Origin of the sequence: Fictibacillus nanhaiensis (assembly GCF_049537595.1) — a bacterium.
GTDB classification, from domain to species: domain Bacteria; phylum Bacillota; class Bacilli; order Bacillales; family Fictibacillaceae; genus Fictibacillus; species Fictibacillus nanhaiensis_F.
In genome coordinates this window covers 1,876,945-1,889,078 of the sequence record NZ_JBMULM010000001.1, presented here as the reverse complement: position 1 = coordinate 1,889,078, position 12,134 = coordinate 1,876,945, and the positions used below count along the sequence as shown (strand labels likewise).

General features: G+C 39.6%; 15 protein-coding genes. All 15 read left to right on the top strand.

Going from position 1 to position 12,134, the window contains the following annotated elements; genetic code table 11:
• Positions 1 to 7 precede the first annotated feature (7 nt).
• The 15 genes from ACOZ9X_RS09480 to rseP all read left to right on the top strand — a co-directional run bounded on the left by ACOZ9X_RS09480 (position 8) and on the right by rseP (position 12,107).
• A complete protein-coding gene (locus tag ACOZ9X_RS09480; protein ID WP_423417951.1) occupies positions 8 to 472 on the top strand; it encodes a chemotaxis protein CheW in 465 nt (154 codons plus the stop codon).
• Position 473: 1 nt separating this feature from the next.
• Positions 474 to 1,106 (top strand): chemotaxis protein CheC, encoded by a 633-nt coding sequence (locus ACOZ9X_RS09475; protein ID WP_423417950.1) that lies wholly within the window; start codon positions 474 to 476, stop codon positions 1,104 to 1,106.
• Positions 1,099 to 1,587, top strand: coding sequence for a chemotaxis protein CheD (locus ACOZ9X_RS09470; protein ID WP_423417949.1), 489 nt, complete (start codon positions 1,099 to 1,101; stop codon positions 1,585 to 1,587). Before ACOZ9X_RS09475 ends, ACOZ9X_RS09470 begins: the two co-directional genes overlap by 8 nt.
• A 31-nt stretch (positions 1,588 to 1,618) precedes the next feature.
• Entirely contained in the window at positions 1,619 to 2,383 is a 765-nt protein-coding gene (locus ACOZ9X_RS09465; RefSeq protein ID WP_137789645.1) for a FliA/WhiG family RNA polymerase sigma factor, read from the top strand.
• 11 nt (positions 2,384 to 2,394) lie between these two features.
• Positions 2,395 to 3,735 (top strand): DUF342 domain-containing protein, encoded by a 1,341-nt coding sequence (locus ACOZ9X_RS09460; RefSeq protein WP_423417948.1) that lies wholly within the window; start codon positions 2,395 to 2,397, stop codon positions 3,733 to 3,735.
• A gap of 17 nt (positions 3,736 to 3,752) precedes the next feature.
• Positions 3,753 to 4,028 carry a hypothetical protein gene (locus ACOZ9X_RS09455; RefSeq protein WP_423417947.1) on the top strand — a complete coding sequence of 92 codons (276 nt, stop codon included), beginning with the start codon at positions 3,753 to 3,755 and terminating at the stop codon, positions 4,026 to 4,028.
• 10 nt (positions 4,029 to 4,038) lie between these two features.
• Positions 4,039 to 4,455: a DUF6115 domain-containing protein gene (locus ACOZ9X_RS09450; protein WP_423417946.1), complete on the top strand. Its 417-nt coding sequence runs from the start codon at positions 4,039 to 4,041 to the stop codon at positions 4,453 to 4,455.
• 157 nt (positions 4,456 to 4,612) lie between these two features.
• Entirely contained in the window at positions 4,613 to 5,338 is a 726-nt protein-coding gene (gene rpsB, locus ACOZ9X_RS09445) for a 30S ribosomal protein S2 (RefSeq protein WP_144700734.1), read from the top strand.
• A 102-nt stretch (positions 5,339 to 5,440) separates the two neighbouring features.
• The gene (gene tsf, locus ACOZ9X_RS09440) at positions 5,441 to 6,319 is read left to right on the top strand and encodes a translation elongation factor Ts (protein ID WP_144700732.1); all 879 of its coding nucleotides are present in this window, start codon (positions 5,441 to 5,443) and stop codon (positions 6,317 to 6,319) included.
• Positions 6,320 to 6,657: 338 nt separating this feature from the next.
• On the top strand, positions 6,658 to 7,383 hold the full coding sequence (gene pyrH / locus ACOZ9X_RS09435; protein ID WP_066393724.1) for a UMP kinase: 726 nt from the start codon (positions 6,658 to 6,660) through the stop codon (positions 7,381 to 7,383).
• Positions 7,383 to 7,940, top strand: a complete 558-nt coding sequence (frr, locus tag ACOZ9X_RS09430) for a ribosome recycling factor (RefSeq protein WP_137789640.1) — start codon at positions 7,383 to 7,385, stop codon at positions 7,938 to 7,940. The genes pyrH and frr overlap by 1 nt, the downstream gene beginning before the upstream one ends.
• 167 nt (positions 7,941 to 8,107) lie before the next feature.
• Positions 8,108 to 8,863 carry an isoprenyl transferase gene (locus ACOZ9X_RS09425; protein ID WP_423417945.1) on the top strand — a complete coding sequence of 252 codons (756 nt, stop codon included), beginning with the start codon at positions 8,108 to 8,110 and terminating at the stop codon, positions 8,861 to 8,863.
• Positions 8,864 to 8,876: 13 nt separating this feature from the next.
• Positions 8,877 to 9,665: a phosphatidate cytidylyltransferase gene (locus tag ACOZ9X_RS09420; protein WP_423417944.1), complete on the top strand. Its 789-nt coding sequence runs from the start codon at positions 8,877 to 8,879 to the stop codon at positions 9,663 to 9,665.
• A gap of 16 nt (positions 9,666 to 9,681) precedes the next feature.
• Positions 9,682 to 10,839: a 1-deoxy-D-xylulose-5-phosphate reductoisomerase gene (dxr, locus tag ACOZ9X_RS09415; protein WP_423417943.1), complete on the top strand. Its 1,158-nt coding sequence runs from the start codon at positions 9,682 to 9,684 to the stop codon at positions 10,837 to 10,839.
• Between the two features lie 5 nt (positions 10,840 to 10,844).
• On the top strand, positions 10,845 to 12,107 hold the full coding sequence (gene rseP, locus ACOZ9X_RS09410) for an RIP metalloprotease RseP (RefSeq protein ID WP_423417942.1): 1,263 nt from the start codon (positions 10,845 to 10,847) through the stop codon (positions 12,105 to 12,107).
• Positions 12,108 to 12,134 lie beyond the last annotated feature (27 nt).

Below are 12,134 nucleotides of genomic sequence, written 5' to 3'. Positions count from 1 at the left end.
GTTAATCATGATGAATGAAGAAAAAGTGATCATATTTCAATTAAAAGATGAAGAGTATGCAGTTCCTGTTCAGCACGTGAAGTCGATCGAAAGAATGCAACCGATCACAAGAATTCCAAGAACAGTTTCGTTTGTAAAAGGTGTAATTAACTTAAGAGGAGTCGTTACTCCCATTATTGACTTGCGTTCTCGATTCGAGATCGAAGAAGTAAGCCATACGGATACGACTCGAATCATCATTGTGTCAGTAGGTACGATCGAAGCAGGACTCATCGTAGATGCAGCGAACGATGTTATCGATCTTGAAAAAGACTCGATCGAGCCTCCTCCTGAAGTAGTTGGCGGTGTAGATGCTGAGTATATCCAAGGAGTTGCAAAGATTGAAAAGCGACTATTGATCCTCCTTGATCTTGTTAAGGTTTTGAATCCAGAAAAACTGGAAGTCCAACCAACTAAGGAGAGTATCCATTAAGATGGATTTTCTAAAAATTCAGCCTATCCATCTAGATGTTTTACGTGAGATCGGTAACATTGGAGCAGGACATGCAGCGACAGCTTTGTCGACGATGTTGAACAAAGCTGTCGATATGCAAGTTCCTTCCGTGAATGTTATCTCTTTTGAAGAAATATCTGAGATGGTAGGCGGAGCAGAGAACGTTGTGGCTTCCGTTTTCTTAAGAATCGTAGGGGATGCTCCCGGTTGTATGTTCTTCATGCTTCCTGTAGAGCAAGCTGAGCAGCTTTTAGAAGATTTATTAGTCGGCCAAACAGTGAATTTATCGAACGGAGAAGAATCTGACATTACATTATCTGCTCTTCAAGAAGTAGGAAACATTCTATCAGGTTCATATCTGACATCATTCTCTGATTTTACAGGGCTCAATTTACAGCCGTCTGTTCCTGCAACAAGCATAGACATGGCAGGAGCGATCTTGAGTTTTGGACTGTTCGAAATATCTGCTGTAAGTGATTATGCCATTGTTATAGATACTGCATTTACGGATATAGAAAGACAAGACGAGGTAAAAGGTCACTTTTTTCTGTTGCCTGATCCTCTATCCTTCTCAAAAATTTTTCATGCATTAGGAGTTCCGTTGGATGAGTGAAATCATAAAGGTGGGAATCGCTGATATCAACCTCGTTTCCCCTCCAAACACAATTAGAACAACAGGTCTTGGTTCATGTGTTGGCGTCATACTTTTTGATCAAGTAAAAAAAATCGCAGGGATGGCGCATATCATGCTTCCGGATTCGTCACTTTCCAAAACTCCCACGTTGAATGAAGGGAAATATGCGGATACAGCGATTAAGAGTCTATACGATATGCTGATCAAGAGTGGTGCCAACAGAAAAGGCTTAAAAGCAAAGATAGCTGGGGGCGCACAGATGTTTAAGTTCACCTCAGGAAGTGAAATGATGCGAATTGGCCCAAGAAACGTTGAACGTGTTAAAGAAGAGCTATCAGCTCTAAAGATTCCATTATTAGCAAGCGATGTAGGAGGTTCTAGTGGAAGGACGATCGAGTTCAACCCTGAGAACACTTTATTAACGATTAAAACGGTTAATGCAGGAACAAAAGTAATCTAAAATAAAAACCAAAAAAACGAGGAGGATTACCATGACGGAGCCATCTTTATTAGAAGAACAATCTTGCTGGGAAAAGTGGAACACGAGTCGTGATCGAGAAGCAGGTGACGAACTGATGCGTGCGTATTTACCACTTGTCAATTATCACGTACAACGTATATCGGTTGGTTTGCCTAAAAGTGTTAACAAAGATGAACTCCGATCCCTCGGTATGCTAGGGTTATATGATGCTCTGAAAAAGTTTGAGCCTGAAAGAGACCTGAAGTTTGATACTTACGCTTCATTTCGGATTCGTGGTGCTATTTTAGACGGCTTACGAAGAGAAGACTGGCTTCCAAGAAGTTTAAGAGAAAAAACAAAAAAAGTTGAAGCAGCCATCGAAAGGTTAGAACAAGAAAATCTTCGTTCTGTTAGCCCAAAAGAAGTTGCTGATGAACTCGGATACTCAGAAAATGAAGTAACAACCGTTATGTCTGAAAGTTTTCTTGCTAACGTTTTATCGATTGACGAAGAGAACAAAGAAACAGAAAGTCGTGAAAAAGTTAGTTACACGATTGAAGATAAAAAAGCGATCACACCTGAAAATAGCTTGCTGCAAGAAGAACTTCATGGTGAGCTCGCATTAGTGATCAAGGAATTGTCTGAGAAAGAGCAGCTTGTAGTGAGTTTGTTCTACTTTGAGGAATTAACATTAACTGAAATCGGACAAGTACTCGGTCTATCTACATCCAGAATATCTCAAATACACTCAAAAGCACTCTTTAGAATCCGACAGGTTCTACAACGATATATGTAAGGAGTAGGGATATGGATCAATGGTTTCATATTAAATTGGAAAATCGTGAAACAGAGGCTCTTTTACTCAAAAAAGGAGTTGAAATCCCATCTGGTGAAGTTACGTTCTCTAGACTTTTGGCTTGGATCGAATCGAAAGGTATCCGACATGGAATTCGAAACGAAGTATTTAGTCTAGTGGCTGAAAATCTAGAGAGTTTTGTATTTCCAGCTGAGATCGCAAACGGGAAACTCCCGAGAGATGGAGAGTCTTCTAGACTTATACCATCTTTCTCAAATGCGAAGAAACTTGATACAAACGAGAATGTGAAACTTGATTTTAAACGTCTTTTTACAATTCCTACAGCGGAGTTCGGAGAAATCGTAGCAAGAAAACAAAACGCTACTGAAGGCATACCAGGAATAAGTGTTTTTGGAAAAGTGATACCTGCAAAAAAAGGCAAAGATCTGTTAGTAAAAAATGGTGAGAATACTGTATATAACGAAAGTGAGCAATGTGTATATGCATCAGCGAGTGGAGAGGTAACGTTCCAAAATAATCGGGTAAATATCTATCCCGTTTATCGAGTAGATGGTGATGTTTCCTTAAAGACTGGTCATATTGATTTTGTTGGAAATGTACATATAACCGGGGACGTACCCTCAGGATTTAAAATATCTGCGAAAGGTGATGTACGAGTCGAAGGCGTCGTGGAAGCAGCAGATATTATTTCTGATGGAAGCGTTATTATCGGAGGCGGTGTTTTAGGTCAAGGAAAAGGAACAGTTCGTTGTGGTGGAGACTTCACTTCCCTTTATATTAGTCAAGGAAATGTATACGCAAAAGGAAACATAAGAGTAGCACAAACGATTCTTCACAGTCATTGTGAGGCGGAATCAACCGTTACATGTACGAGTGGCAAAGGAAATATATTGGGGGGCACCTGTATTGCAGGAAAAGGAATCTCAGCGAATAACATAGGTAACGAAACGAACTCTAAAACGTTATTATACATAAAGACTAATGATAGAATGGAAAAAGAAATCATACATCATGAACAAAAAATTCTTGAACTAGAAAAGAATTTAGAGAAATTAAATCATTTAAAGCTTGTGTTGATTCAAAAAAATACAGAGCAACAAACGATAAATAGAATTGTAAACACGATTTCTCAATCGCAACAAGAGATTTCAGCCCATCGAACGGAGATCGAAAAATATAAAAATTCTTTACAGTCTTTCATAAATATTAAAGGCACACTTCATCCCAATGTTGAGATCTCGATTGGAAAATACAAACGTAAAATTCAATCTTCATATACGGCTGCGAAAGTATTTATAGAAGAGAAGGAAATTGTTGTTCACACTCTATAAGAATGGGATGTGATGCTGTGAGTCTTAAATTAATCGAGCTTCAGGTTGCGATTCCAAGAACTCTTGATGCTTCAAAAGCAAGTATTGATGTAATGAATAGAGGACTTCTTCAACAACAGCAGACTTCAGAAGAAATACGAAAAAAAGAGAAGATAGAAGCAGAACGAGTCAATCAAAAAGAAGCGACTGAATCAAGTTCGTTTCACACAAATGATCAGCATCAGCAAGAAAAGACGAGTTCAAAGAGTTCGAGTCATCCTTATAAAGGAAGTAAAATCGATTATTCAGGTTAGGATGAATGCGATGTACGCTGTAGTTTTCATAAGTATTATGCTAAACATAGTATGTTTATATTTAATTTTTAATTTGTACAATAAATTTCAAAAACAAAGTAACGCACATGATTCAAAAACAAGTGAAGAAGTAGAAGAGCTTCTTGAGCTATTTTCAGAAGAGATGAAGATAGAAAATGAACGCTTGCATGAATTGATCCTAAAGTTCTCTCAGAAAAATCATCAGCAAAAAGATCTGGATGAGAGCACAATTATAGAATCAGAAGAGACCGGGACGGACCTGCAAGAATCAGACGATAAACATTTCTCTAATGAGACAAACGAAGTATTAACATTAGCTCAAAAAGGTTATAATGCTGAAGAAATTGCAAAAATGTTGCACCGAGGAAAAGGTGAAGTAGAGTTACTTTTAAAATTTTATCGATAACAAGCAAAAAGACTTGCAGAAATTGCACGAAACATGTTATATTATTTCTCGGTGTTAATCACACACGTTTGCGGATTTGAGCAATGTGGTGCTGACTAAGTCAGTTATTGCTCAAAGGTGAAACAAACGGAGGTAAACAAACCTAGGAGGTGCCATTATGGCAGTAATTTCAATGAAACAATTGTTAGAAGCTGGTGTACACTTTGGTCATCAGACTCGCCGTTGGAATCCGAAAATGTCTCGTTACATTTTCACAGAAAGAAACGGTATCTACATTATCGATCTTCAAAAGACGGTAAAGAAAGTTGAAGAATGCTACAATGTTATGCGTAACATCGCAGCTGACGGCGGAAAGATCCTTTTCGTTGGAACTAAGAAACAAGCTCAAGATTCAGTTAAGGAAGAAGCTGAACGTTCTGACATGTACTACATCAACCAACGTTGGTTAGGTGGAACATTAACAAACTTCGGTACTATCCGCAAGCGTATCAACCGCTTAAAAGATCTTGAAAAAATGCAAGAAGACGGTACTTTCGAAGTACTTCCTAAGAAAGAAGTTATTCTTCTTAAGAAGGAAATGGAGCGTCTTGAAAAGTTCCTAGGCGGAATCAAAGACATGAACAAGCTTCCTGACGCATTATTCGTAGTTGACCCTCGTAAAGAGCGCATCGCGATTGCAGAAGCTCGTAAATTGAACATCCCGATCATCGCTATCGTTGATACGAACTGTGATCCGGACGAAGTTGATCACGTTATCCCTGGTAACGATGATGCAATTCGTGCAGTTAAACTTCTTACTGGTAAGATGGCAGATGCTATCATCGAAGCTAACCAAGGCGGAGAAGAAGTAGCAGAAGCAGCTGAAGAAGAAACTACTGCTTAATTAAATGGAATGCTCAAGGGTGGTATAGGGGATGACCCTTTATCACCCTTTTTATGTAAAGTCACAACTAGCACTACATATCCCATAAGGAGGCAAAAACACATGGCTATTACAGCACAAATGGTTAAAGAATTGCGTGAGAAAACTGGCGCAGGAATGATGGATTGTAAGAAAGCATTAACTGAAACAGATGGTAACATGGAGGCGGCAATCGACTACCTTCGTGAAAAGGGGATCGCGAAAGCTGCTAAGAAAGCTGACCGTATCGCAGCAGAAGGATTAACTTCTGTAATCGTTGACGGAAACAAAGCAGTTATTCTTGAAGTGAACTCTGAAACAGATTTCGTTGCGAAAAACGAAAACTTCAAAAACTTAATCGCTGAGCTAGGTAACCACTTATTGGCTACAGAGCCTGCTTCAGTAGAAGATGCACTAGCTTCTGACTTTAACGGAACTTCAGTTAATGACTACATCAACGCAGCAATCGCTAAAATCGGAGAAAAGCTTACACTTCGTCGCTTCGAAATCTTGAAAAAAGACGAGAACGCAGCATTCGGTGCTTACCTTCACATGGGTGGACGCATTGGAGTTCTTTCAGTTGTTGAAGGAACGACAGAAGAAGAAGTTGCGAAAGACGTTTCTATGCACGTTGCTGCAGTAAACCCTAAATACATCTCTCGTGATGAAGTTAGTGAAGAAGAAGTATCACGCGAGCGTAAAGTGTTAACTGAACAAGCTCTTAACGAAGGAAAGCCTGAAAACATCGTAGCTAAAATGGTAGAAGGACGTCTTGGCAAATACTTCGAAGATATCTGCTTGAACGACCAATCTTTCATTAAAGATCCAGACCAAAAAGTTGGTAAATATGTAGCTTCCAAAGGTGCTACTGTTAAAGCCTTCATTCGCTTTGAAGTTGGAGAAGGTCTTGAGAAGCGTGAAGACAACTTCGCTGAAGAAGTAATGTCTCAAGTTAAAAAGTAAGCACAGTTAGAAAAAGAGGGGAGCACGTTGTGTTCCTCTTTTTTTACAGAAATAACCTTGGTTTAATAAAAGCTTTCACGATAACGATGTTGCTTTTGTGTCATTTTATCTATACTCTTCATTGAAAGTTGATTGAAGTGTAAGGTGCGAGACTCCTGCGGGACGAGCGGTCAGGTGAGACACTTAAAGGCGCAAAGCGGCAAGTGGCTCACCGGTCGCCCCGCGGAAAGCGAGTACCTGAAACGGAAATCAACCACTTTCACAAAGCAACGAAGCTTTTCAGTATAAACAGCCTTAAAGACCAAGTAAATACATTTTTTTAGGTGATGGAGGGACAAATGACTACTTCAAAATATAAACGAGTCGTCTTGAAATTAAGTGGAGAAGCACTAGCAGGTGAACAAACATCTGGAATCGATCCAAAAATCGTTCAGTCAATTGCAGAACAAGTAAAAGAAATCGTTGAACTCGACGTAGAAGTTGCTGTAGTAGTAGGCGGCGGAAACCTATGGCGTGGTAAGACGGGCAGTGAGATGGGAATGGACCGTGCTTCAGCAGACTATATGGGCATGCTTGCTACTGTTATGAATTCATTAGCCCTTCAAGACAGTCTTGAAAACATCGGGGTTCAAACAAGAGTACAAACATCAATAGAAATGCGTCAGGTTGCAGAACCTTATATCAGAAGAAAAGCCATTCGTCACCTTGAAAAAAAGCGCGTTGTCATATTTGCAGCAGGAACGGGTAACCCGTACTTCTCAACAGATACCACTGCAGCACTAAGAGCAGCAGAAATTGAAGCAGAAGTCATCTTGATGGCTAAGAATAACGTGGATGGCGTGTATTCAGCAGATCCGAAATTGGATGAGAACGCTGTTAAGTATACGACATTATCGTATCTTGATCTTTTAAAAGATGGACTAGCAGTAATGGATACAACAGCTTCATCACTATGTATGGATAATGATATCCCGTTAGTTGTTTTCTCGATCATGGAAGAAGGAAACATCAAACGAGCAGTTGCCGGAGAAAAAATTGGAACCGTTATAAGGGGGAGAAACTAATGGCAAAAGAAGTTTTAACTCAAGCAGAAGAAAAGATGCAAAAAGCAATCGGAGCTCTAAGACGTGAATATTCAACACTTCGTGCAGGTAGAGCAAACCCTTCTCTATTAGACAGAGTACAAGTTGATTACTACGGAACTCAAACTCCGATCAATCAATTAGCAGGTGTAACAACTCCAGAAGCTAGACTTTTAGTGATTCAGCCTTACGACAAATCTGCAATGGCAGATATTGAAAAGGCGATTCTAAAGTCTGATCTTGGTCTAACACCTTCTAACGATGGTCAAGTGATTCGTATTGCGATTCCAGCTTTAACAGAAGAGCGTCGAAAAGAACTCGTTAAACTTGTTAAAAAGTTTGCAGAAGAAGCGAAAGTGGCTCTAAGAAACGTTCGTCGTGATGCGAATGACGATTTGAAGAAACTTGAAAAAGAAGCTGAGATTACAGAAGACGAACTACGTCGCTATAACGATGATGTTCAAAAGCTTACTGATAAATACACAGCTGAAGCTGATTCTGTAAGTTCTGCTAAAGAAAAAGAAATCATGGAAGTATAAAGCTTTTCCATGTACAATTAAATATAAAAAGCCCTCTATAAAAGGGGGCTTTTTTATTAGACAATATCACCATTTTGCTAGACTTTAATTGATAAGGTGATTGGCATATGGAGAACACCTTACGAAGAGGTGGATTCTATGAAGTCTAAGAAGATGGAGGCATATACATGCTTGACAAGCTTTTCTTTAAGAAAAAAAGTCCGGAGAACCATACATTCAAAGAAGAAAATATCCCTAAACATGTAGCCATTATTATGGATGGCAACGGAAGGTGGGCACGGAAACGAGCTATGCCGCGAATTGCCGGGCATCATGAAGGGATGAAAACCGTTCGGAAAATCGTTAAAGAAGCGAATAAGATTGGGATAGAAGTTTTAACTCTCTATGCGTTTTCAACTGAAAATTGGAAACGTCCACGTGAAGAAGTCGACTTTTTAATGAAACTTCCTGGAGAATTTTTAAACACTTTTCTTCCAGATTTGATTAAAGAGAACGTACAAGTGCGAATAATGGGTAAAAAGGAGTTATTACCACTTCACACGGTAAAAGCTGTAGATGAAGCAATTAACAAGACGAAGAACAACAGTGGTTTAATCTTAAACTTCGCTCTTAATTATGGTAGCCGTGATGAGATTACAGCTGCAGTTAAAGCTTTGGCTTCTGAGGTGAAACAAGGAAGGTTAGAACCGTCACAAATCGATGATTCTATGATCGAACAGCATCTAATGACGCATGATCTAAACGATCCGGATCTTTTGATTCGTACAAGTGGCGAGGTTCGATTAAGTAATTTTATGCTATGGCAGCTTGCGTATTCTGAATTTTGGTTTACTGAAGTGTTATGGCCAGATTTTTCTGAAGAGCATCTACGAGAAGCTGTATCACAATTTGCCGGACGAGGCAGGCGGTATGGCGGTGTTTAATTAAGGAGGACTTATGAAACAACGGATAATAACAGGTGTAATCGCAGCCGTTTTATTTATAGGGATTACCCTTTATGGAAGCTGGCCGTTCTCACTATTAATACTATTGCTAACTGGGATTGGCATGTTTGAATTATTGCGTATGAAAAGGATGGAGCTAAGTTTCGTAGGGGGAATCGGATTTTCATTAGCAGTCTTGATCGCATTACCACAAGACTGGATGAGTTCTTTAGAACCTTTTACTAAAACTGATGCCATTATACTTGCAGTTCTTCTATTACTAGTCGTAACTGTTGTACAAAAGAACAATACAGATTACAATCATATTTCGTTTGTGCTTTTTAGTGCTATATATGTAGGGTTTGGGTTTTTCTATTTACTAGAAACGAGAATATTAGAAGGTGGAGTCCAACTTTTATTCTTAATCCTATTCATGATATGGGCAACTGACTCTGGCGCGTATTTTGTTGGGAAATCGATCGGAAAACGAAAACTTTGGCCGGTTATCTCTCCAAACAAAACGATCGAAGGGGCAGTCGGAGGTATCTTTTTTAGTCTAGTTGTAGGGTTGATCAGCTATTTTACTCATTTTGTTGATATGTCGTTATCTAATATTCTACTGATTTCCCTTATCGTCGGTATATTTGGTCAGATAGGCGACTTGGCAGAATCGGCATTCAAGCGAATCTACGATGTGAAAGATTCTGGTACTTTGCTTCCTGGGCATGGCGGGATATTAGATAGACTAGATAGTGCGTTATTTGTATTCCCGTTGCTCCACGTACTTCATTTGATAGGATAACGCTAGGAGGTATAGGATGAAATCAGTTAGTTTACTTGGTGCAACAGGTTCGATCGGCGTTCAAACCTTAGATGTGATCGCCTCTCATCCAGAACAGTTCAAATTAAGTTCGATGTCTGTAGGTAAGAATATTGAGGCTGCTGAGAAAATCATATCTAAATTTCAACCTGAAATTTGTGCTGTTCAAAATGAAGAAGATGCAAAAAAACTTCGTTCAAGAGTAACTTCATCTACAAGAGTTGTATCAGGTATGGATGGATTGATCGAAGCTGCAGTTTCTACTGATTCAACAGTTGTTGTGAACGCAGTAATCGGTAGTGTAGGCTTACTTCCTACATTAAAAGCAATCGAAGCAAAAAAGACGATCGCTTTAGCTAATAAAGAAACACTAGTAACAGCAGGTCATCTTGTTATGGAAAAAGCGAAGAAACATAACGTCGCCATTCTTCCGGTCGATTCAGAACACTCAGCGATCTATCAGTGTTTGAACGGTGAAGACCCGAACCGTGTAGAGAAGTTGATATTGACTGCTTCTGGTGGAAGTTTTAGAGACCGTACTCGTGAAGAATTAAAAAACGTTACAGTCGAGGAAGCTTTGAACCACCCAAACTGGTCGATGGGTGCGAAAATCACGATTGATTCTGCGACAATGATGAATAAAGGTTTAGAAGTAATTGAAGCTCATTGGTTATTTTCCTTTGATTATTCGAAAATAGACGTCATTTTACATAAGGAAAGCATCATACACTCTATGGTAGAGTTTGTTGATACAAGCATTATCGCTCATTTGGGACAACCAGATATGAGAGTACCGATACAATACGCTCTTACATATCCCGATCGACTTGAATTAATAAACGGGAAAAGGTTAAACTTATGGGAAGTTGGAAAGTTGCATTTTCAAGAAATGGATTACGACCGGTTCAGGTGTTTAAAACTTGCTTTTCAGGCAGGTAAGGCTGGAGGCTTGATGCCGACCATTTTAAATGCTGCGAACGAAAAAGCGGTCGAGCTATTCTTGAATGGTCATATCTCGTTTCTTGAGATTGAAGAGATGATCGAACGAGCTATGCAGAATTTGTCCAACGTCAGTAAGCCAGACCTTGAGACAATACAAGAAACAGATCATAGGACTCGTCAATATGTGGAGTCACTACTTAGTAAAGGCAGGTAATGGGAATGAACACTGTGATAGCCATTATCATCATTTTAGGTGCTTTAATTTTCTTTCATGAACTCGGACATCTATTGCTGGCAAAGCGTGCAGGCATCTTGTGTCGTGAGTTTGCTATTGGATTCGGCCCAAAAGTGTTTGCCTTCAAGAAAGGGGAGACAGTCTACACGATTCGTCTTTTACCTCTTGGAGGGTTCGTACGTATGGCTGGAGAAGATCCGGAAGGTATTGAACTTAAGGCAGGTCACAGAGTTGGTTTGATCTTCAACCAAGCAAATGAAGTGGAGAAAATCGTTGTCAATCACCGTGAAAAATATCCGGTGCAAAAAACGATCACCATTGAAAACGCTGATCTAGAACGTGAATTGTATGTAACAGGTTTTGAAAATGAAGATTCTGGAACATCGACTTACAAAGTAAAAGAAGATGCGCTCTTTGTAGCTGATCACCAAGAGATGCAGATCGCACCTTATAACCGCCAGTTTGGATCGAAGACGATCATGCAGAGAACACTAGCAATCTTTGCTGGTCCTGCAATGAACTTTTTACTAGCTTTCGTGATCTTGGTCGTATTTTCACTCATGCAAGGTATCCCGACTAATGAATCAAGACTAGGTACCCTTCAAGAAGGAGCAGGTGCCGATAAAGCTGGTTTGATTAAAGGGGATAAAATTATTGCAGTTCAGGGCGAAAAGATGGACGATTGGAAAGAGTTAGTGTCTATCATTCAAGAAAACCCTGGTGAAAAGTTAATGTTTACGATCAACCGTGATGGAGAAGAGAAAGTGGTTCCTGTCACACTTGGCTCTCGTAAAGGTGCTGATGATAAGAACGAAGGATTTATCGGAGCACACCCATATACGGAATCCTCTTTTGTTGGATCATTAGAATATGGTGCTAAGCAAACTTGGTTTATGACAACGGCTATATTCACAGGACTCGGACAACTGATAACAGGTCAGCATGGAATTGATCAGCTCTCTGGACCACTTGGAATCTATGAGTATACAGATCAAGCGGCAAAAGCCGGTGTTTATATGCTGTTGCAATGGGCAGCTATATTAAGTGTCAACTTAGGGATCTTTAACTTGTTGCCATTACCTGCTCTTGACGGAGGACGACTTCTATTCTTAGGAGTTGAAGCTTTGAGAGGGAAACCGATCGATCCGCAGAAAGAAGGAATGGTTCATTTTATCGGGTTTGCTTTTCTGATGTTATTGATGCTAGTTGTTACATGGAATGATATACAGAAAATTTTTCTTGGTTAATTAGGGATGATTTGAGGAGTAGAGATT

What these genes read in the sequence shown, in the direction of transcription:
- ACOZ9X_RS09450 (WP_423417946.1), top strand. Translation starts at nt 4,039, where the DNA reads ATGTACGCTGTAGTTTTCATAAGTATTATGCTAAACATAGTATGTTTA.
- tsf (WP_144700732.1), top strand. Translation starts at nt 5,441, where the DNA reads ATGGCTATTACAGCACAAATGGTTAAAGAATTGCGTGAGAAAACTGGC.
- ACOZ9X_RS09470 (WP_423417949.1), top strand. Translation starts at nt 1,099, where the DNA reads ATGAGTGAAATCATAAAGGTGGGAATCGCTGATATCAACCTCGTTTCC.
- ACOZ9X_RS09480 (WP_423417951.1), top strand. Translation starts at nt 8, where the DNA reads ATGATGAATGAAGAAAAAGTGATCATATTTCAATTAAAAGATGAAGAG.
- frr (WP_137789640.1), top strand. Translation starts at nt 7,383, where the DNA reads ATGGCAAAAGAAGTTTTAACTCAAGCAGAAGAAAAGATGCAAAAAGCA.
- ACOZ9X_RS09465 (WP_137789645.1), top strand. Translation starts at nt 1,619, where the DNA reads ATGACGGAGCCATCTTTATTAGAAGAACAATCTTGCTGGGAAAAGTGG.
- pyrH (WP_066393724.1), top strand. Translation starts at nt 6,658, where the DNA reads ATGACTACTTCAAAATATAAACGAGTCGTCTTGAAATTAAGTGGAGAA.
- dxr (WP_423417943.1), top strand. Translation starts at nt 9,682, where the DNA reads ATGAAATCAGTTAGTTTACTTGGTGCAACAGGTTCGATCGGCGTTCAA.
- rseP (WP_423417942.1), top strand. Translation starts at nt 10,845, where the DNA reads ATGAACACTGTGATAGCCATTATCATCATTTTAGGTGCTTTAATTTTC.
- rpsB (WP_144700734.1), top strand. Translation starts at nt 4,613, where the DNA reads ATGGCAGTAATTTCAATGAAACAATTGTTAGAAGCTGGTGTACACTTT.
- ACOZ9X_RS09425 (WP_423417945.1), top strand. Translation starts at nt 8,108, where the DNA reads ATGCTTGACAAGCTTTTCTTTAAGAAAAAAAGTCCGGAGAACCATACA.
- ACOZ9X_RS09460 (WP_423417948.1), top strand. Translation starts at nt 2,395, where the DNA reads ATGGATCAATGGTTTCATATTAAATTGGAAAATCGTGAAACAGAGGCT.
- ACOZ9X_RS09475 (WP_423417950.1), top strand. Translation starts at nt 474, where the DNA reads ATGGATTTTCTAAAAATTCAGCCTATCCATCTAGATGTTTTACGTGAG.
- ACOZ9X_RS09420 (WP_423417944.1), top strand. Translation starts at nt 8,877, where the DNA reads ATGAAACAACGGATAATAACAGGTGTAATCGCAGCCGTTTTATTTATA.